The following is a 19,497-nucleotide window of genomic DNA, read 5'->3' on the forward strand; positions in this document are numbered from 1 at the left end:
GCCTGAAACTCAGTATATTGCTTAAGAACCGAACAACTTTAGGCTGCCATGTCTTCCAATCGAATTAAGCAACAAAGCCACAAAACCATTGCTCTTACTGGCGGAACGTCAGGTATTGGTCGCCAGCTGGTTGACCAACTCTCTCATGCTAATCAACTGATAGTTCTCGGGCGCGATGCGGAAAAACTCGATGCGTTAAAAGAACAATACCCGTCCGTTATTGCTTATCAGGTCGATCTCTCGAACACCCAAGAGGTTTATCGGCTCGCGAGTTTGATAGCGAAATATCACCCTCAAGTAGACATGTTAATCAATAATGCGGCTGTGCAGTTTGCACCCTACTTCAATGATAAACACTTCAATTTCAGCACCGTTCAATACGAAATCGACATCAACTTCACAGCCGTGTGTGCATTGATTTACGGATTATTGCCTTCCTTACAATCCGCACCGTCTTCGAAAATCGTCAATGTTAATTCAGCATTGGGCATCGTGCCCAAAACCTCTTCCGCGGTCTATTGCGCGACTAAAGGTGCACTCAATATTTTGTCCCAGAGTTTGAGATACCAGTTTGAAGGCTCTTCGATCAAGGTGCAGCAAGTCTTCATGCCTTTGGTAGATACACAAATGACAACGGGGCGAGGCAGCAACAAGATATCGACAACATTGGCGGCATCAAAAATGATTGAGGGCATTGAGCGAAAAGATAAGGACTTCGATATCGGCGCAACGCGGGTACTCAGGGTGCTGTTCGCTGTCGCGCCTTTTGCTGCTCGTAGACTGCTAAAAGGGTCATAGATGAAAACCAAAAAACTCGTGTGCGGCTTGCGAGAAATAGCGTCGTGTCTCCGCATGAAATCACCATTCGTTCCCCGTAAGGAGGGGCTATGACATCGTTACTTAAGTTAATGGGAGTAATGGCCCTCTTTTTTGCCTCGACCTTTATTGTGGCAAATGCGATGGGCTGGTTAAGCCTCGAACAAATTGAGTTGTGGTTAGCTCAGGCACAATCATTAAGTGCCGTCACCGTGGTGGTTGCGGTTGTTTTCCTCCTGTTTTTGGATCTTTTCATCGCGGTGCCGACACTGTCGATCATGATGTTGGGCGGCTACTTTGTCGGAGCTCAACTTGGGTGGTTAGCGGCGTTCTCAGGTACCTTTCTCGCGGGTGTGTGCGGTTATGGTTTAAGCGCACTTTATGGCGAGAAGCTGGTTAATCTTGTGGTGAAAGATGACGCTAAACGCCAAGAGCTTCGCGCGCAGTTTCGTCGACATGGTATTTTGATGATCCTTCTTTCACGCGCAATGCCAATCCTTCCTGAAGTGACGGCCTGTATGTCGGGCATCAGCCGTATGCGTTTTTTAACCTTCTTGCTGGCTTGGTGTGCGGTGAATTTGCCCTATACCTTCACCGCCGCGTATGCAGGCTCAATCAGTACGTTAGAAAACCCGATGCCCGCGATTTTAACCGCGACGGCGTTAACTGTTTTTTTCTGGATTGGCTGGGGGCTTCTGAAACACTTTTTGCTTAAAACACCGGTTAGCGCGCAATAGCCCACGCATTATGAGCGGCTCGATTTTCGTGGTGAATTGTAAGCAATCATCTTATCGAAAAAACAAGGCCGTCTTTCCCCGCGGCTTTGTTCGGTATTCCGTATAGCGCTTCTGGTGGATGGCAATCACAGTGAGCGCAAATCCACCTCAAGTTTCATTGATGGTTTTTTAGATTAACCCCAATATTTTGAGAACAAGCGAACCTAGGCAGACAGTGATGCTTGAAAACAAGGTGGTTAGCCCAATGATGTTGGCACTTAACGTTGTATTGCCGCCTGCGGCTTGAGTCATCGCATAACTTGCCGCAGCAACGGGGGCGGCGTTCATAAAGAATAAAATCCCCAGTTCAACCCCTCTAAATCCATACAGATAGCCAATAAAGGTAAAAGCAAAAGGTGCAACCAACAGTTTGTTAGCGGCTGCAAACCAGGTGGGGAATTTTTCGTCTCTCATCATCCGAAAATCTAAGCTGCCACCCGTGCATAAGAGTGCAAGAGGAAGCGCGATTCTGGAAAGGTAGTTGCCTGTATCAATCACCACAGAAGGAAGGGTGATGTTGAGCAGCGAAACGCCAACGCCAAGTGCGATTGCGATAATGAGTGGGTTCTTTGCAAGATTAAGGAATATCACTTTTATCGAGTGCAGCTTCGACTCTGACGTACGCGGTGACAAACAGATAACGGCTTGAATGTTATAAACCACGGTAATCACCGCCACGTAAATGGCTGCTAACGCAAGCCCTTGGCTTCCAAATGCTTTTTCAATATAAGCGATACCAATGATGGCTGTGTTGGCGCGAAAGCTCCCTTGTATGAGTACGCCATTGTCTGGACTTCCTTTGAAAACCAATTTGGTTGAGACAAGGCAAAACACGAAAAAGGCCACCGTCATAACAACAGAGAAGGCCAGAAAATCAGTGGCCTGTGAAAAGTTATGGTCAGCGGTGGCAATGCTTAAAAACAGCATCGCAGGCAGAGCAACATTGAAAACAAGTCGAGATGTAATATCGATAAAGTGAGTGTCAATCCACTTTATTCTTTTGAGAATAAAACCCAGAGAAATGATGAAAAATATAGGGGCGACAAGAGAAAGGGAAAACGCGAATTGTTCAATGATGTTCGCCATTTTTTCTTCTTCATCTCGGCTTAAGAGTATTAATGTAAAACTTACGCTATTTATGCGGTAACACTCAACCTACTTGTTCTGAATAGCCTTATTGCTGAATTCAATAGAAGGTAGGATTGGGCAGTGGTTTTTCTTGTTCGATGAAGAAAAACGCCTGAATCCTCAATACTTAGACCCTTTGATTACAACGTGGTTGATAGATTAAAGCGACCAATAATCAAAAAAGACCGATCACCATGAAAGCATCACACCTTATCGCAATCGTTGCCTTATCCTTTTCCAGTTTCGCGGTTGCAGATCAACTGGACGATATCCTCGAAAAGGGCGTTATCCGTGTTGGTACAACAGGCGATTACAAACCTTTCTCTTTTTATGACGGAGAAACCTATTCAGGGTATGACATCGACGTGGCTCAGTATTTAGGTGAGCAACTTGGCGTAAACGTCGAGTTTGTACCAACAACGTGGAAAGGGCTGCTAGAGGGACTGAAAGAAGACAAATATGACATTGCGATGGGCGGTATAACTCGTCGTATGCAGCGTCAGCTCAACGCTGAGCAAACTCAAGGTTACATGGTATTCGGTAAATGTTTTCTCGTTGCCAAAGGAAACGCGGGTAAGTATGACACGCTGGAAAAGGTGAATACGCCAAGTGTGCGAGTGGGTGTGAATATTGGGGGAACCAATGAGAAATTCGCAGAACGTCATTTGCCGAATGCGACCTTCACTAAGTTTGAAAATAACCTTGATGTGCCTAAAGCAGTGGCTGCGGGCGATGTCGATGTGATGGTCACCGAAACGCCAGAAGGCTTTTTCTACGAAGTCACCGACGCCAAATTGGAAGCCTCGCGCTGTGATGATCCTTTTACGCGCAGCCAATTTGGCTATCTCATTCCCAAAGGAGAGCAAGGTCTGCTTAATGCGGTGAATTTTGCGATAGATGAAATGAAGCTTAAAGGCATTGAGACCGAACTAATGCGGAAAAACCAACTCGTTGCAGAACCTAAGTTTGAGGTTGTTCTTGTCGGGGCTGATGGAAACAAAGTTGACCTTATTCAGGCAGTCAAGGACGCCACTGGCTTGAGCTTGATTGAATCAAAATCGGTTGTTGAGCAACTTCCAATGGTACTCAAAGAAAATATGCGCAAAGGCGATGCAGAAAAGGTGGCCGCAGCGTTGATAGAGGCTGGAGCGACTGTTGAAGTAAAGCCCGTTCAATAAGGGAATGACTGCAAGTTAACAAGTTTATTCAGAGACATAGGGAGCCTTTCGGCTCCCGTTATGGTTAAGTGTCGTCGACCTGGTTCCATTGCCGTATGTAATATTGGTCTGCCCCTAACTCTTTACTCACGCGCGTTGGTTGGTGCAATTAACTGCGCTTCGCCAATACGGTGTTGAAGAATGTAGTATCCGGCTAGAGCAGGGGAGCCGTCAGCGGGAACACCTAAGCTTTCCACGTCCAGAGCGTAAACCGTGATTTGGTAGTTATGTTTGGGGGCATCGGGTGGGGGACAGGCGCCACCAAAACCGACAAATCCGAAATCGTTACGCTGCATTTGCGCACCTGCTGGAAGGTTCGCTCCCCCTTCTCTCCCTGCATCAAGCCTCAGCCCGTTCACATCACCGGGAATATTAATCATGACCCAGTGCCACCAACCACTCCCTGTTGGCGCATCAGGGTCATACATGGTGACTGCATAGCTTTTCGTGCCTTTGGGCGGGTTCTCCCAGCGTAGTTCGGGAGAATGATTGTCGCCTTTACATCCCCAGCTATTAAAGATTTGGCCTTTACTAAGTGTTTCACCTTCAGTGATTTGAGGACTGGAAAGGTTCATCGCAAATGGACTTGTCGCAAAGAGCAGCGTGGTGAATAAAACTGAGCGTAATTTCATTGCTTGGTACCCTATTTATGGATGGCGTTCGAAGTATGGTGAGTGAGGGAAATCGGCCTTGTGTCCATTGCAAGACTTTTGATATCTAAAAGTAAGAGAGCCCAGTAAAAATGGCGTTTAGAGAGGGTGGTTCCCGTTGAGAATTTGGCTACGAATGCTAGAAAGTGTTTCCAATACCTGCGTCCTTCCTCCGGCGGAAGCGGCAGTTAACTCTTGATTGATCCAGCCTATATATCTTCTGGTGTGAAGTGTGGAGTGAATTTGTCCGGTACTTGGATTGGCCACGATGTAATCACGTGCCAGCCAGACGCCGTTCAATTCTGAATTGATATTGATATTAAATCTTTCCAAAATGGCTCTGGCGGGACCCGCGTCTTGCATGCCTTTGGGTATGATGTGATGAGCATGATGCCCCGGTGGTCTTGTCCCTGCGGTTCGTTCTAAATTGGCAGCGAGTACCTCTGCATCGCTCAATGAGGATGTTCGTGGACGAGTTGTCGTTCCCACATTACGTGTGCCTTCTGGTGCGACATCGGGTCTTCGGTGTGATGACTGGGCATCTGCAAACTCTTCCAGTATTTCCAGTCTCCGCGCTTCCTCTGCGGACGTGCTGGGCGCAGAGCGTGATGTCGAGCCGGAACTCGATGTGGATCTTGATGGTGCCGCATCTTCAATCGTATCCGCCGCTTCACTCATTGCACGTGAACCGCTGGCTGTTTGACTGGTATGGGCTACCATTTGTGCGCCTTGTGAAGCGAGAGGGCCGAGACGTCCCAAGTCAACGGTGATTGCGCCTCCTGAACTTAATGCAGCAGACCCCCGACCTACTGCCACAACCGCTTCCGCTCTAACAGGGACAGTCACTAATGTCCCTCTGGCCGGTGTTGCTGCCGAACCTGCTCCTGAGGTGGCGAGAAAAATTTCTGCTTCGCCAAAAATACGCCCAATGATACGCGCTTGTTCGGTGGGGGATGCGGATGTAAATGCGTTTATCAATTGTTCTCTGTTGCGCCAGAATCTAGCTATGTTATCTGGGAGCTCTCCGATGGCTTCAATAAAGCCGCCAGGATCACGAACAAGCATGACCACGGACTCGGCCATGGCGACACCTGCTTCTCCCATGCCTTGAAAATACGCAAAGATTTGGTCGCGAATTTGTCCTTCTGATAAGTCTTGCCAAAAGCTCCCAGCGAAGGTGATCTCGTCGGGTACTTCATGTTGTGAAAAGCGGCGACTTTTCCGTTGCAATAGCCGTTGAAAACGTCGTCCTCGCGCACCCTCTAGCTCCCGTTTTACAGCGGTAATACCAGAACGGAAATGGTAACCGCCGAATGCCCCGCCGTAATAGTGGCGGTTATCTAACGCTGAGAGGAAAGAATCGAAACGTTGACGTGTTGTCGCGTATCGTTCAATGATTCTGAGAATTTCCGCCTCTTCTTCATCACTGACGTGTACCTCCTGAACCAAGTTCATAATGCGCTGAATATCTCGACGTCTTGCTGCTGTATCGTAGTTAGGCCGTCTTCTGCGCTGTTGTCTTTCTCGTGTTTGTTCTTCGGGTGGCGTTGGACGAGACGTGGTTCGGTCTCCCAAAACCTGTGAGGCAACTTCAAGGTTTTCTTGTAAGGCCAATCTGTCGACTGAGCCTTCTTCAAAATTCTCGATATATGCGGATAAAGAGGCGACAAGTCGTTCCACCGTTTCGGTGTTGACGCCTTCAAAATCCGCGTCAGTGAGTTGTTGAACGAGTGACTTATCGAATATGTCAGCACGAATGCGAGAGGCGGCGCCTTGCTGCCATTGGAAGACATGAGCAAGTTCATGTGCAATGGTGTGGTTTGGCTGAATGGGTATGCGACTGCTTAACCAAATATGGTTTTCAAACGCAAAAGCATTTGCCCCCATGCTCTTATTCAACAGATCGGATTCTTTCCCTTGATGAAGTCTGACGTTGCTGATGTCTTCATGGATTCGATGTTGGAAAAAAAATGCCACGCCTTTTGGAAGTGGAGAGCCACCTTGGTTCAACGGTGAATGCTGACTGGTATATCCCTTTGGTGCTGTTGCAGCGCGAGAGGTACTTGGCGTGTTGTGAAGTGCTTCGACGTTCATTATCTGTGAGGCAAACGCATCAGCTTCACGTTCTTCAACGGTGTTTAACTGGGGAAACGTCCGTTTGTTTTTCAACTGTTCTCGTCGCGAATGCGCTTTTTTCACCCTGTAACGGTGTGTGATGTGACGATTCAACGTTGGTATTTTGACTCGGATTTGCTGTCAGGCGTTGACTGTTTTGGGACTGAAATATAGGCATGTGGTAGCCACCTAAAGGCTATCAAGCCGTGGTGATGTGGTGTCTCATTTCAGTATGAGCAATCCTTTTCAACGTTGTTGTATAAAATGCAAGGCAAAAAAGAAATACCGGCGAGATGCCGGTATTTCTGTCCTAAAGGTGTGTCAGCTTGCTACGCCGTTTCCACTTTTACGCGGAAGAACATGGCGTAGAAGAGTGGGATAACCACCAAGGTCAAGATCGTTGCGAACAGCAAACCAAACATAATGGTTACGGCCATACTCTTGAAGAACGGGTCAATCAGGAGTGGGGCAACACCCAATATGGTTGTCAGGGCGCCTAACAAAACCGGACGAGCACGGCTAAGTGCAGCGTCAATGATGGCAAAGTAAGGCAGCTTACCGTCACGGATTTCCACATCAGCCTGATCAACCAGTACGATGGCGTTCTTCACCATCATACCAATCAAGCTTAGGAATCCGAGGATAGCCATAAATTCAAACGGTGTCTGGAACACAATCAAACCTACAGTCACACCTACCACGGCCAGCGGTGCAGTCATCCAAATGACCAACGGTTGGCGTAGGGCGTTGAACATAAAGATGACCGACAAGATCATTGCAGCAAAACCGTAAGGCGCTGAAATGACCAAACCTTCGTTTGCATCTTTAGAGGCTTTGTATTCACCGTACCATTTCAGTTCATAGCCTGGTGGCAGTTCAATAGCTTCAATCTTGCTTCTAACGTCGTTAAACGCGTCCGCTGTCAGCACACCCGGCGCAGGGTCTGCCTGAACTAGCAGTGTTGGCATACGGTCGATTCGACGAAGAATGGCATCTTGGTAAACGACATCAACAGAATCAACTAGCTGACTAACCGGAATAAACGTACCCGCTGTTGGGCTGAATACTTCCGTGTTTTCAATGGCCCGCTGATGCTGACGTTCATTTTCTGGTGAACGCACCACGATAGGGATCAGATCATCATCTTCGCGGTAAACACCGACGTTGCGGCCACTCAGCGTTTGTGCGATCGCTTGGTTAATTTCTTGTGTTGTCAGACCGTAACGTTGTGTTTCCTCTGCTGAGTAAACAGGACGAAGTACAGGTACTTGCTGACGCCAGTCATCCTGCACGGCAATCAGTTTGTCGTCATTCAACATAATGGCTTTGGCTTTTTCTGCCAATTGACGCAGCACAGCACTGTCGGGACCTTTAAAGCCGGCTTCAATTTTCTTGCCGCCCCCACGACCTAACATGAACTTCCATACTTTAATAGATGCATCAGGATATTTTGCATCCAGTTCGCCTTGCAGTTCACCCATGAGCGGGGCTATTTTTTTGTAATCATCGATGTCGATGAGCAATTGGCCATAGGCAGGATTTCGCGCCTCAGGCGAGTACGTCAACATAAAACGCAAACCACCACCACCAATAAAGCTGGTGATATTAGTGATGCCTTCTTTCGCTTTGACGTCTTTTTCGATACTCGCAACCACAGCCTCGGTGCGCTTGATGTCAGAGCCTTGTGGTAGGTAAACATCAACAACGAATTGTGGTCGCTGAGAGTCTGGCATGAAACCTGGTGGTATAAATTTCACGCCCCAGATCGCCATCGCCATCGTGCCAAAAAGCAAAGAGCAGCTGATGATTCGGTGCTTCAGTACCCACATCAGCAAGCCTTTGTATGCGGTAACTGTGCGGCCCGGTTTTTGTCCTGCTTTTACTGGCTTAACTTTCAGGAAGTCATAGCAAAGCATTGGCGTAACGGTTACTGCAAACACCCAGCTTAAGAACATAGAGTAAAGAATTACCCAGAATAGCGAGCCTGCATATTCACCCATGTCAGACGGCGACAAGCCAATTGCACTGAACGCACAGATGCCGACGACAGTACCGCCAAGCAGTGGCCATTTGGTTGCGTTTACAACCTCGGAAACAACCTGTTCTTTGTCCGCATCCGGCTCTTGTTGGAAGCGAACGAGAATACCGTCGGTGACAACGATGGCATTATCTACCAGCATACCCAGCGCGATGATGAGTGCACCTAACGAGATACGCTGCATGGCGATATTGTCAATAAGCATGATGCAGAGCGTTCCTGCTACGGTAAGCAGAAGAACAAACCCGATGATCACACCTGAGCGAACGCCCATAAACAAAAGAAGAACGATAAACACAATCGCGACGGCGGCGATCAGGTTATCTATAAAGTTAGTAACAGACGCTCGTACAGAGTCAGATTGCATGGAAATGACATGCAGTTCCATACCCAACGGGCGCTGGCTGTCAAGCTCGGCCAGACGCGCTTTCACTGCATCGCCCATGTCTACGACGTTACCGCCAGACACGTTTGATATACCAAAACCAACAGCACGCTCGCCGTTGTAACGCATCAGCATCGACGAGGGCTCTTGGTAACCACGGGTCACATCTGCGATATCACCTAAACGCAGCACGGTGTTGTTATCACCCACGCCAACTTGCAGGTTTTTCAAATCTGCAAAAGAATCGATGCTGGAACTTGGGATCACAGGGATACGCATTGAGTCAGTTTCAATGCTACCAGCAACTGTCACCAGATTTTGCTTTTGAAGGACTTGAAATACTTTCTGCGCAGAAACGCCAAATTTCGCCAGTCTTTCGCTAGAAATCTCAACAAATATGGTTTCCTGTTGCTCTGCGAGTGTGGCGGTTTTCGCTACGCCTGGCACAAGTACTAAGTCGCGACGTAAAGTGTCGACATAATCCTGAAGCTGCTTATCCGTGAAACCATCACCTGTTACCGCGAAAAACAGTGCATAAACGTCTGCAAAGTCGTCATTAACGATAGATGGACCTGCTCCTGGCGGTAATTGTCGCTGGGCATCAGAGACTTTACGGCGCAGTTTGTCCCAGACCTGCTGAAGATCAGCAGCACTGCTTGCAAACTCAAGCTTTATATCAACGGTGACTTCAGACATGCCTTGTTTAGACACGGATTTCACTTCTTTCACTTCTTGAAGCGACTGAACCGCTCCTTCAATGACATCGGTGACTTCGTCTGATACTTCTTGTGCTGTCGCGCCAGAATACGGCGTGTTGATCACGGCCTGACGGATAACAAATTCTGGGTCTTCAAAACGGCCAAGCTTCAGGTAGCTGATATAGCCACCAAGCAGAGTCAGCGCGATAAGAACCCAGACGCTAGTGCGTTTTGCGATGGTATAACGTGCAATATCCATCGATTATGCTCCAACGCGTGCGTCAGTGTATGGGCGAACTTCAATGCCTTCTTTCACGCTGGATACACCAGCAATAATCACGCGTTCACCAACGTTCAGGTTGTCTTTGACGACAATACGGTTTTTCAATAGCGCACCGACGTCGATGTAACGTTTCTGTGCGGTATTGTCTTCACCAACAACCCAGACAAATTGTTTACCTTGGTTATCTGGAACCACAGCAGTCAATGGAACAGTGATGTTTTCCAGTGCGTCACTTTCACTGTTCGCTGGAATCACTTTTACTGCCATACCAGGTAATACGCGGAAACCTTTAAGGTCAGCGAAACCGAGAACAATGGGGTAAGTTTGAGAGACAGGGTCTGCCTCTGTCGCAAAGGTTCGCAATTCCAGAGGGAAGTGCTGACCAGGAATTGCGGACAATTCTGCGCTTGCGTCGCGGCTGTTGACACCCGAGAGCATGACTTTGTGTGGAATATTAATAACCACTTCCAGGTCGCTCAGATCGTGCAATACGATAATGGGCGCATTGGCTTGAATTTGTACGTGGTTATCCACCAGCTTGCGGCCAATCACGCCGTCAAAGGGTGCTTTTAGTTCTGTATACTCAAGTTGGCGCTTAGCGTCTTCGACGCGGTTTTTCGCCAAGTCAAAGCGCGTTGTGATCGCATCGAGGTCGGCTTTAGAGATCGCTTGGCTTTTTTCAAAAACGGCTTTCGCACGATTGTATTCAAGCGTTGTGTTTTTTAGCTCTAGTTGGGCAGATTCCAACGCCGTTTTTGCGTCGCGCGCGTCTAGCAACGCAAGGACTTGGCCTTTTTTAACCTGATCGCCTTCTTTCACCATGATGTTGGTCAACCTTCCACCAACACGGAATGCCAGATCTGCACGTTCTGCTGCTCGTACTACACCGTTAAAACTTAGCTCATCACCGGATTGCGTTGATACAACTTCCGTCAGCGCAGGTTTGATCACGGGGGCAACAGTTTGCTGAACAGGCTCTTCGCTACAGCCAGTCAAAATGAGCGCAGACATTGCAATGCTTGCAGCAAGCGCATTGGCTTTAAATGCTGCCAATGGGGACTTCTTAACAACCATTTTTACCTTATTCTCCAATAAAAGAAGGGTCAGGTTCGACCCGAAAAGTGCGTGTAAATTCGGATTGCCTAGCTTGAGAGCACTAAAATAGGGCTCCAAAGTAAACTCATGAGTTTATATTATTCATATTCACTCAGAAGGTAAACTCTAAAGTGTACTTTTTTGTTTATACTTGTTAAAGTCGCCGTGTGCTCATCAGGAGAAATGACATGACACGCTCTGAAAAAAAGCGTTTATCTATCATCACCGCAGCGAAAGAAGAGTTTATTCAACATGGGTTTATCGCTGCAAACATGGACCGTGTATGTACAGCCGCTGAAGTGTCAAAGCGCACATTGTATCGGCATTTTGAAAGCAAGGAAGTGTTGTTTGAAGCGGTACTGATGATCATTCAGGCTGCCGTGGATGAAAACCTGCAATATCCGTTTGATGCGAATAAAAGCCTTCATGATCAACTGACTGAAATCAGCCTTATGGAAGCGAAAATCCTTTATCAGACATACGGTATCCCGCTTTCTCGTACCATCGTGATGGCGTTTTTACGTCAACCTGATTTGGCGAGAAGCGTCATTACCAAGCTTTACAGTAAAAAAGCAGTGACACAATGGTTCGCTGCCGCGATTGAAGCGGGGAAACTGAAAGATATTGGGCTTAAGGAAATCACCAATATCTACACCAGTTTGTTTCAAGGAACCTTGTTTTGGCCTCAGGTTTTTGAAATGCAGCCTGTCCCGATGGGAAAGGAGCTAGATGAAAAAATCGAGCATCTGGTATGCGTTGTCTTAGGTGCTTGTGGTAACTAGTCATTTTGTTAGCGAAGCCTGTCTCACCTCTGGCTCCGCTAACCGCCTGTTTATCCTCCCTGTTTAAAACGCCCGTCGAGCTCTCCGCGGAAATAGCGGAATGTAAACGCAATATGTAACGATAATGGCAATGCTTCTCATTAACCAACATGTTGAAAAACTTGCACTTTTGGTTTGCGGTTAACAAAAAATTTACTTATCCTTTCCTCCAGTAGTTAATGCAACACGAAACAAGGAATGCTGTTATGAAAGGGCATCAGGAAGTCATTGTTGAGCTCAATAGGATATTGACCTCTGAACTGACGGCAATAAACCAGTACTTTCTCCATGCGAGGATGTTCAGAAACTGGGGTTTAGAGGCGTTGAATGAGGTGGAGTACAAGAAATCCATTCAGGACATGAAGCATGCAGACAAGCTAATTGAGCGCATACTTTTCCTCGAAAGCCTACCAAATCTCCAGCATCTGGAACGTCTCAGAATCGGTGAAGACGCGGAAGAAATGCTGAGCTGCGATAAAGTCATGGTTGAAGAAGAATTGGTTCAACTACGCGCGGCTATCGCCATCTGCGAAGACAAAAAAGATTATGTCACCCGAGATATTCTTAATGAATTGTTGGAAGACGAAGAAGAACACCTCGATTGGCTGGAAGCACAGTTTGAATTGATTGGCCTGACCGGCATCCAAAACTACTTGCAATCACACACGGACGACTAGGGGGCAATATGAAAGGTAATCAAGAAGTTATTGACGCACTCAACTATTTATTAGCCCATGAGTTGTCGGCCATGGATCAGTATTTCGTTCATGCTCGAATGTATGATGACTGGGGACTGGCAGAGTTGTATGAGCGCATTAATCATGAGTCTGATGATGAGCGAGAGCATGCGTCAAGATTGATCAACCGCATCCTATTTTTGGAAGGAACACCGGACGTTGCAGCGCGTGAAAAGCTCACGATCGGTAAACACGTTGAAGAGATGCTTAATAACGACCTTCAATACGAGTACAAAGTGGCCTCAGCGTTAAGAGATGTCATCGCGTTGTGCGAAGAAAAGCATGACTTTCAAACCAGAGAAATACTGGTTGAGCTCCTCGATGATACGGAGTCTGATCACATGTACTGGCTTGAAAAGCAATTATGGCTGATCAAGAACGTGGGTCTACAGAATTATATTCAATCGAAAATGGGCAAACCCGCCTAGCTCGATATAGCTATTCGCCCAAAAAGCCGCTCTTGAGGAGCGGCTTTTTTATTTAAATTTGGCGAATTATTTTTTACATTTGAAAAAGATAAAATTCGGTTGATTACGAAGACGCTCATAGGTTTCTTCACAAATCAGCTTTGCTTCTTTGGCAATTTTCCCTTCTGAAATCTGCGTGATGGTAAAACCAGCATCCGTGATCGCGTCCGTGATTTCTGCCAGTGAACGGCGATAAAAGGCGACTTGCACAGGCTCGCCGACAGTGTTCCATTCTTCTCTCACTAGCTCTCGGTCAAAGTAGTTACCTGTTGTCGTACACTCAAAATCTGCAAAGGGGTGGTGCGTAGAAAATGCAAGATAACCGCCCGGCTTGAGTACGCGATGAACGTCTTTAAAAACACCGTTAAGGTCTTCAATGTAGTGAAGTACCAATGGACTGACGGCAAGATCAAAGCTTGCATTTGGCTCTTTAGGGAGGCCTTTTGATAAATCTTGCTGATAAGCGTGCACCTTATCGCCAAATTTACGTTTTACGATGGCGACCATGTCGTCGGAGAAATCAATACAGGTAACAGAGCGTGCGTGATGAGCGAGAAAATATTCGGCGTAAATACCTGAACCGCAGCCAAGGTCGATAATGTCTTTTCCTTCGATAGCATCGAGCATGGATTGCAGTGTCGGGCGTTCTAACTGTGCGTTATAGATATTGTCTTGCACAGCATCATCATATTGCTGTGCAAACTTGGAATACATGTCAGATTTCATGAAAGCATCACCTTGAAACGGTAGGAAAAACGCAGGGATCATAATTCAAGGTAAAGCCTGAGCATATCTTTATGTTGTATGCCGTTCTCGCAAATAGGCTCGGCGTAATTGTCGAGGAAATGGTTTTTGATAATGCGATCCACACGAAACCCAAGTCTTTGATAGTAAGTAAGTTGATAACCGAAGCTTCCTGTGCCCAACTCAATACGACGGATGCCTTTTTGTCTCAACTGCATTATGGCGAATTCAAGCAATTTTGTGCCGATACCTTGCTGTTGTCAGTTTGGACACACGGCAATGTTGTAGATTTCGACGGCTCCACAATCCATTGGCCTAACGATACAAGCACCAATGGTCTCATTGTCTTCCTGCACCACATAACACCATGATTCTGACAGGTAGGTTTGGATACTTGATTCAGACGGGTCAGCTTCAAGAAGCAGGTCAAGCGGCGCAGTGTTCGGGTCTACTTCTAAATATTTCATAAGACTCACTTCTGTACATTTTCTGGATCACTGAGAGTGTAGAAGGTGTGTAGACGATTATCATTTGCCTTAAATGAGAAGTACAAGAAAAATGACATTCGCAACGAAGCAACAGTGGCTGGTTAAAGTGTTTTTTCCATTAACAACAGAGTATTACCTTTATATTCTGATGTTGAAAACGGTTGGTAACCAAGCTTTGAGTAGATGTGTTTACCTCGTGTGTTTGTTTCAAACACATCGAGCCAGATACGCTTCCTTGTTAAGGTTTGAGAGCAATAGTTTTCCATTGCTCTGATAGCAGATTGACCAATACCTTTGCCTTTATCGCCTACCACAATGCGGCGAAATTCGACAGTGTCCGTACCCTCTAAGGCGAGGATAATAAATCCACTTAACACATCATCGACGATGATAGACAAGTAAATAATGTGTGGTTTATTGCTCTCTTCGAGATGCTTGTCTTTCGTGTGAGGAATGATTAATTGATGGGTATCGTCAGCTTTTTCCATGTCACTTATGGCTTGGAACTCTTTCTTTGCTGTCGGCTTCAACGCTAATGTATTAAATAGGCCGTGCATAACTAAACATCTCTGATGGCTGGTCAATGATTGTTGCTTTCCGTCCGCGTGATTTGCAAATATGTTTTGATAAGCGACGTCGGTGCAACATGCATATCAGCTTCAGGCAATTTATTTTCATCAGGTGTTGAACGATTCACTTCGAGCATCTGCTTAAGCAGCCGGTGGTGCTGAAACCAGAGGTAGGTGGTGAGCCCTGGCAATAAAATGAGTTTTGTCGCCATGAAGAGCATATGCCTTACCAATTTGCTCTTATCACCTTGAAGCATTTCGATGGTGTACATAAAACGCGTTGCTCTAAGTACAAAAATCAGTGTTAACCCAAATGCAATATATGCCAAGAATGCAGCCAATGTGCTTGAGTGTTGCCATGCAAAAATACACAGGAAGAGAAACAAGGCGCAGGATACCGCACTAAGTAGAAATCCATTTCTTCTGGAAAGCAGTAAAAACATGACGTCGAGGTTGCCTTTGTAGTGAATTTTTCAGATGTCTAACATGCTAGACGGTGCGTTTGTTTATATCGAACATTACACGTGATTTCCACGTTAATTTTCAATGTTTTATAGCAGCGTCAATAAAAAACGGTCCAAATCAAGGACCGTTTGTTTCAGTAAAACATGCTATCCGATTTGTTCAAAACGCAGAGTGTTATCGGTGTTTGCTCTGAAAAGGGCGTTGATTGCTTTTTCCCTTCAAAGTAAGTTTCCACCCAGAGTTTAAAGGCTCAGAATCCGCCTGATGCCAGAGACAAAGTGCATGTATTTCTCGATGAGTTGACCATCTATGTCTGGCTTGGTAAAGCCGAGTCGATTGAGATAAGTAATCGTATTGGTGCTGGATACCTTGGTTTCATTTGACGTGCAAGGCGTGGATGGTGGTTGGCCGTTTTTCGCCAGCGCATTTAAGTCATCAGCAAAGAGGTGTGCAGCAGCAATTTTTCCTCCTTGCCTTTGATGAGCATACAAACGGCGAATAAACTCCGGATAGCTAACCTGCTCTATGGGTAAGCGAGAGACTTTATTGTATTCCAACATCAGCTCAGAAAATGAGGAGCTGTTGTTGTTCGCAAGATGATAAATCGGCGCCATTTCGTTCTGATGCGATATTGTCCAGATAGCCTTAGCCACATAATCGACAGGGAGGATCGATGCATCTATAAATGCTTCATTGAAGCAGCAACCTAGCTCGTTTACCGTATGCAGCAACTGCGTTAACCATTGTTTTTGATCACAATGGCCACTTGTTGCCCCGGATGTTAGTCCAAGGCGAACAATTGACACATCAAAGCCTCGTCTCTGTGCCTCCAGCATTTGCATTTCGGCCGCCCATTTGGTTGCCAGATAACCATTGTCACAAGTGTGAACTTCTTTCGAAATATCAGTTTGCTCTTCTACGCGACGCCCTTCTTGGTCGTTGAAGACCCCGGTTGTAGATAGGTATACAACACGTTTTGGACGCGCTGTGGCTGCGAGCGATAGAACCTCTCCAATACTGTCAACGTTTGCTGCTTTCATTTCGGTATAGTCGGCCAAATGGTTCATGTAAGTCGCGCAGTGGTAAATGACATTTGTTGACTCACAGATATGTGCATAATCCTCTTCAGCCATTCCGAGTTTCGGTTTATCTATGCTGCCCAGTACGACGCGAATTCGTCTTTCGAAATGATCGCACCAAAGGCGATTTTCAACCAACTTGCTTCGGAGGTGCTTATAGGCAGAGACCTCGCTGCTTCCTCGCAATAAGCAGTAGACGGGGCGCGATGAATGTATGAGCTGTTCGTGCAACAAGTATCTCCCAACAAAGCCTGCAGCCCCAGTAATCAATGGTGATGCGTCTGTGTCTGGTAGTATTGAAGGCAGTGTGGCATCGGGTTTTGGCACAGCAGGAACAATGGCAGGGTCCAGCGCTTCGGCGATAACGTGGCTGGTGGTCGTTTGAGCATTTTCCAGAAGGCTCAATGCTCTGACCGTACGGTGGCTGTATATGGTTTTTAGCGATAGGTTGCTGTCCAACTCTTGATTGATGCGATGGATAAGCTTTATCGCTGTCATCGAATTTCCACCGAGATGAAAGAAGTCGTCGTCAATGCCTACGCGGGTGATACCCATTTCCTGTTGCCAGAGGTGGCACAACCGCCGCTGTTTTTCATTCTCAGGTTCACGGTGTTTGTGGTCACCCTCCCGTGGGCTTTCAGGCTCTGGCAGAGCAGAGAGGTTGAGTTTTCCGTTAAGTGTCAAAGGAACATGGCTTATCCGTGTGAAACTTGAGGGAACCATGTAGGCGGGCAGTGTGGTTGATACCGTCGAGTATATGGTCTCCAAGTTGACCATGTTTTCCTCACTGAGAACAAGGTAAGCGGCGAGTAGGGTTTGTTCATTGTGTTGTCGAGCGACCACGACCGCCTGTTCTACGCCTTTGCACTCAGCGATAACACTTTCAATCTCGGAGAGTTCAATACGGTAACCTCGTATCTTTATCTGGTTATCGTTGCGGCCCAAGTATTCAAGATGACCATTTTTCAGCCACCGTACTCTGTCTCCGGTCTTGTACATGCGCTTATAGGCGGTTCCTTCTTCCGCGTTGCAGAAGGGGTTTGTCACGAACTTCTCTGCCGTCAGATCCGGGTTATTCAGGTATTCCCGTGCCAGACCGGGACCTGATATGTATAGCTCGCCCGGTGAACCGATAGGTGCCAACTTCTCATCTTGTAACACATAGGCCCGAGCCCCCGGAAACGAACGGCCAATGATGCCTTGCTCTGCAGATGATCTTGGTTGATAAAGTGTGGTTTCGCCTGTCTCTGTCGGCCCATAGTAATTAATGACGTCAATCTGTTGGAAATCAATCAGTTTAAGCTGTTCGGTAGTGAGGTTTTCACCACTGAAGTAAAGTCGCTTAATGTCATTCCCCAGTGCGCCAGCCTGAGACAATACAGGGAACTGAGAGGGCACAAAATGACAAGCATTTATACGGTGTGCCGATTGCAGAGCGACGATTTCTTCGATATCAAATACGGAGTGAGAGATAACAACTTTTGCTCCTACCATTAAGTGAGAGAACAAATCGGAGACCGAAACATCAAAGATGTAGTTGGTTTTAAATAAATAGACATTGTCCTTGGTTTTGCTGGCCAATGACATGTAGTGGTTACGACTCACGGATGCTTGGTGGCTGATAGCTACGCCTTTGGGTGTCCCCGTGGTACCAGACGTATAAATCACATAGGCGAGGTTATCGGAGGTTACCGCGTTTATGGGTAATGCGCTTTCCCGTGGTTCATCGATACGGCCAACGATGAGACACGCATTTTGCCTACCAGTCGGCATGAGTTCACTGACATCCAACTGATAGCTGGATTGAGTCAGTACCATTGCTGCTTGTGTGTCGTTAAAGATATAACGGGTTCGTTCATCCGGAAAATCTGGCGATACGGGAACATAAGCGCCTCCCGCTTTTAACACGGCTAAAATGCTGATGACCATATCAATACTGCGATCCAGATACAGTGCTATCAGTGTTTCTACTGGCATTTCCTGCTCATAGTGACAGGCGTATTGCTTTCGAATATGACTTGCTAATGCGTTGGCCTGATCATTCATTTCGGCATAGGTGAGACTTTCTTCACCACAGACAAGGGCGATGTTGTCAGGTGTTTGCTTTACTTGATCTTCAATGCTTTGGTGAAGGGTTTTGTCCAATGGGATTGTCGGTGTAAAACAATCTAAATTGAGAAGCCGCGTTTTTTCTTCCGCTGTCACGACATCGATGTTTTTGACGGCTTGCGCCTGACATTGAACCATGGCCTCAAGCACTTGTTCGAACATCTCAGCAATCCTGCTGATGGTGCAGGGTTCAAACAGACTCACCGCATAATTTAGTGTCCCCCGGATATTTCCGTGGCAATCAGACAGAAACAGGCTGAGGTCAAATTTTGCAGGGGAAGGTACGCCATGTCCTTTAACGGGATCCAGTGGCAATAGCTTATCCATTTTTTCAGCAAAGTTTTGAAGGACAAACATGACCTGGAATAGCGGATGTCGGCTGTTGTCTCGCTCTACGTCTAGCACATTCAATAATTGTTCGAACGGCATGTCCTGATGCGCCTTGGCTTGTGCAACGCTTTGATGGGTACGTTGAACCAACTCGCTGATGGACTCGGCCGGATTAATGAGACCTCGCATCACCACGGTATTAACAACAAACCCGATCAGAGACTGTGTGTCCGGATGAGAACGGTTGTCCGTTGGGGTACCGATCAGGAGGTCGTTCTGGCCTGTCCAACGGCTGAGCGTAATGTAGAATCCCGCCAACAACACGCTATACAGCGTCGTCCCTTCTTTCTGCGCCAACGTATTCAATTTCTCGGATAACGATGCAGACAAGTTGAAGTGGAAGTCGGCTTTGTTGCTTAAATCGATGGAACTAAATCTAGAAGCTACGATCTGATCGGCTACACCCATCAATCGTCGTAGTCTCATG

The 19,497-nt window shown here is 46.8% G+C and carries 15 protein-coding genes and 2 pseudogenes; 7 read left to right on the forward strand and 10 right to left on the reverse strand.

The window, feature by feature from the left end; all coding sequences use genetic code 11:
* Positions 1-48: 48 nt before the first annotated feature.
* Complete coding sequence (locus tag B5D35_RS18465) at positions 49-798, forward strand: SDR family oxidoreductase (RefSeq protein WP_078753996.1); 750 nt, start codon at positions 49-51, stop codon at positions 796-798.
* Between the two features lie 89 nt (positions 799-887).
* The gene (locus tag B5D35_RS18470; RefSeq protein WP_078753997.1) at positions 888-1,553 is read left to right on the forward strand and encodes a TVP38/TMEM64 family protein; all 666 of its coding nucleotides are present in this window, start codon (positions 888-890) and stop codon (positions 1,551-1,553) included.
* A 168-nt stretch (positions 1,554-1,721) separates the two neighbouring features.
* Here B5D35_RS18470 and B5D35_RS18475 read toward each other — a convergent pair whose 3' ends face one another.
* On the reverse strand, positions 1,722-2,678 hold the full coding sequence (locus B5D35_RS18475) for an AEC family transporter (protein WP_078753998.1): 957 nt from the start codon (positions 2,676-2,678) through the stop codon (positions 1,722-1,724).
* A 236-nt stretch (positions 2,679-2,914) separates the two neighbouring features.
* On the opposite strand from B5D35_RS18475, the pseudogene B5D35_RS18480 reads away from it, so the two are divergent.
* Positions 2,915-3,670 (forward strand): annotated as a pseudogene (locus tag B5D35_RS18480) (transporter substrate-binding domain-containing protein); the annotation flags it as partial.
* Positions 3,653-3,898 (forward strand): ribosomal protein L7/L12, encoded by a 246-nt coding sequence (locus B5D35_RS25000; protein WP_244556660.1) that lies wholly within the window; start codon positions 3,653-3,655, stop codon positions 3,896-3,898. The pseudogene B5D35_RS18480 and the gene B5D35_RS25000, both read left to right, overlap by 18 nt.
* Before the next feature lie 122 nt (positions 3,899-4,020).
* Here B5D35_RS25000 and B5D35_RS18485 read toward each other — a convergent pair whose 3' ends face one another.
* The 4 genes from B5D35_RS18485 to B5D35_RS18500 all read right to left on the reverse strand — a co-directional run bounded on the left by B5D35_RS18485 (position 4,021) and on the right by B5D35_RS18500 (position 11,180).
* Complete coding sequence (locus B5D35_RS18485; protein WP_078754000.1) at positions 4,021-4,569, reverse strand: YbhB/YbcL family Raf kinase inhibitor-like protein; 549 nt, start codon at positions 4,567-4,569, stop codon at positions 4,021-4,023.
* 117 nt (positions 4,570-4,686) lie between these two features.
* Positions 4,687-6,756 carry an AHH domain-containing protein gene (locus tag B5D35_RS18490; RefSeq protein ID WP_244556658.1) on the reverse strand — a complete coding sequence of 690 codons (2,070 nt, stop codon included), beginning with the start codon at positions 6,754-6,756 and terminating at the stop codon, positions 4,687-4,689.
* A gap of 275 nt (positions 6,757-7,031) precedes the next feature.
* Complete coding sequence (locus tag B5D35_RS18495) at positions 7,032-10,082, reverse strand: efflux RND transporter permease subunit (protein ID WP_078754001.1); 3,051 nt, start codon at positions 10,080-10,082, stop codon at positions 7,032-7,034.
* 3 nt (positions 10,083-10,085) lie between these two features.
* Positions 10,086-11,180 (reverse strand): efflux RND transporter periplasmic adaptor subunit, encoded by a 1,095-nt coding sequence (locus B5D35_RS18500; RefSeq protein WP_078754002.1) that lies wholly within the window; start codon positions 11,178-11,180, stop codon positions 10,086-10,088.
* 209 nt (positions 11,181-11,389) lie between these two features.
* Between B5D35_RS18500 and B5D35_RS18505 the strand changes: the two genes are divergently transcribed.
* The 3 genes from B5D35_RS18505 to bfr (B5D35_RS18515) all read left to right on the forward strand — a co-directional run bounded on the left by B5D35_RS18505 (position 11,390) and on the right by bfr (B5D35_RS18515) (position 13,187).
* Positions 11,390-11,983: a TetR/AcrR family transcriptional regulator gene (locus tag B5D35_RS18505; protein ID WP_078754003.1), complete on the forward strand. Its 594-nt coding sequence runs from the start codon at positions 11,390-11,392 to the stop codon at positions 11,981-11,983.
* Between the two features lie 245 nt (positions 11,984-12,228).
* Entirely contained in the window at positions 12,229-12,699 is a 471-nt protein-coding gene (bfr, locus tag B5D35_RS18510) for a bacterioferritin (protein ID WP_078754004.1), read from the forward strand.
* 8 nt (positions 12,700-12,707) lie between these two features.
* Entirely contained in the window at positions 12,708-13,187 is a 480-nt protein-coding gene (gene bfr / locus B5D35_RS18515; RefSeq protein ID WP_078754005.1) for a bacterioferritin, read from the forward strand.
* Between the two features lie 66 nt (positions 13,188-13,253).
* Here the strand turns inward: bfr (B5D35_RS18515) and B5D35_RS18520 are convergent, their stop codons facing one another.
* The 5 genes and pseudogenes from B5D35_RS18520 to B5D35_RS18540 form a co-directional block, all read right to left on the reverse strand.
* Positions 13,254-13,952: a class I SAM-dependent DNA methyltransferase gene (locus B5D35_RS18520; RefSeq protein ID WP_244556659.1), complete on the reverse strand. Its 699-nt coding sequence runs from the start codon at positions 13,950-13,952 to the stop codon at positions 13,254-13,256.
* A gap of 38 nt (positions 13,953-13,990) precedes the next feature.
* Positions 13,991-14,437 (reverse strand): annotated as a pseudogene (locus tag B5D35_RS18525) (GNAT family N-acetyltransferase).
* 122 nt (positions 14,438-14,559) lie between these two features.
* The gene (locus B5D35_RS18530) at positions 14,560-15,015 is read right to left on the reverse strand and encodes a GNAT family N-acetyltransferase (protein WP_078754006.1); all 456 of its coding nucleotides are present in this window, start codon (positions 15,013-15,015) and stop codon (positions 14,560-14,562) included.
* Between the two features lie 23 nt (positions 15,016-15,038).
* Positions 15,039-15,470 (reverse strand): hypothetical protein, encoded by a 432-nt coding sequence (locus tag B5D35_RS18535; RefSeq protein WP_078754007.1) that lies wholly within the window; start codon positions 15,468-15,470, stop codon positions 15,039-15,041.
* Positions 15,471-15,734: 264 nt separating this feature from the next.
* A partial coding sequence (locus B5D35_RS18540) for a non-ribosomal peptide synthetase (RefSeq protein WP_078754008.1) occupies positions 15,735-19,497 on the reverse strand: 3,763 nt, incomplete at its 5' end.

This window comes from Enterovibrio nigricans DSM 22720, from assembly GCF_900167155.1.
GTDB classification, from domain to species: domain Bacteria; phylum Pseudomonadota; class Gammaproteobacteria; order Enterobacterales; family Vibrionaceae; genus Enterovibrio; species Enterovibrio nigricans.

Excerpts from the sequence above, each read along its gene's own strand:
- B5D35_RS18485 (WP_078754000.1), bottom strand. The coding sequence starts at position 4,569 with ATGAAATTACGCTCAGTTTTATTCACCACGCTGCTCTTTGCGACAAGT.
- B5D35_RS18505 (WP_078754003.1), top strand. The coding sequence starts at position 11,390 with ATGACACGCTCTGAAAAAAAGCGTTTATCTATCATCACCGCAGCGAAA.
- B5D35_RS25000 (WP_244556660.1), top strand. The coding sequence starts at position 3,653 with ATGCGGAAAAACCAACTCGTTGCAGAACCTAAGTTTGAGGTTGTTCTT.
- B5D35_RS18520 (WP_244556659.1), bottom strand. The coding sequence starts at position 13,952 with ATGAAATCTGACATGTATTCCAAGTTTGCACAGCAATATGATGATGCT.
- B5D35_RS18495 (WP_078754001.1), bottom strand. The coding sequence starts at position 10,082 with ATGGATATTGCACGTTATACCATCGCAAAACGCACTAGCGTCTGGGTT.
- B5D35_RS18475 (WP_078753998.1), bottom strand. The coding sequence starts at position 2,678 with ATGGCGAACATCATTGAACAATTCGCGTTTTCCCTTTCTCTTGTCGCC.
- B5D35_RS18470 (WP_078753997.1), top strand. The coding sequence starts at position 888 with ATGACATCGTTACTTAAGTTAATGGGAGTAATGGCCCTCTTTTTTGCC.
- B5D35_RS18465 (WP_078753996.1), top strand. The coding sequence starts at position 49 with ATGTCTTCCAATCGAATTAAGCAACAAAGCCACAAAACCATTGCTCTT.
- B5D35_RS18535 (WP_078754007.1), bottom strand. The coding sequence starts at position 15,470 with ATGTTTTTACTGCTTTCCAGAAGAAATGGATTTCTACTTAGTGCGGTA.
- B5D35_RS18500 (WP_078754002.1), bottom strand. The coding sequence starts at position 11,180 with ATGGTTGTTAAGAAGTCCCCATTGGCAGCATTTAAAGCCAATGCGCTT.
- B5D35_RS18530 (WP_078754006.1), bottom strand. The coding sequence starts at position 15,015 with ATGCACGGCCTATTTAATACATTAGCGTTGAAGCCGACAGCAAAGAAA.
- bfr (WP_078754005.1), top strand. The coding sequence starts at position 12,708 with ATGAAAGGTAATCAAGAAGTTATTGACGCACTCAACTATTTATTAGCC.
- bfr (WP_078754004.1), top strand. The coding sequence starts at position 12,229 with ATGAAAGGGCATCAGGAAGTCATTGTTGAGCTCAATAGGATATTGACC.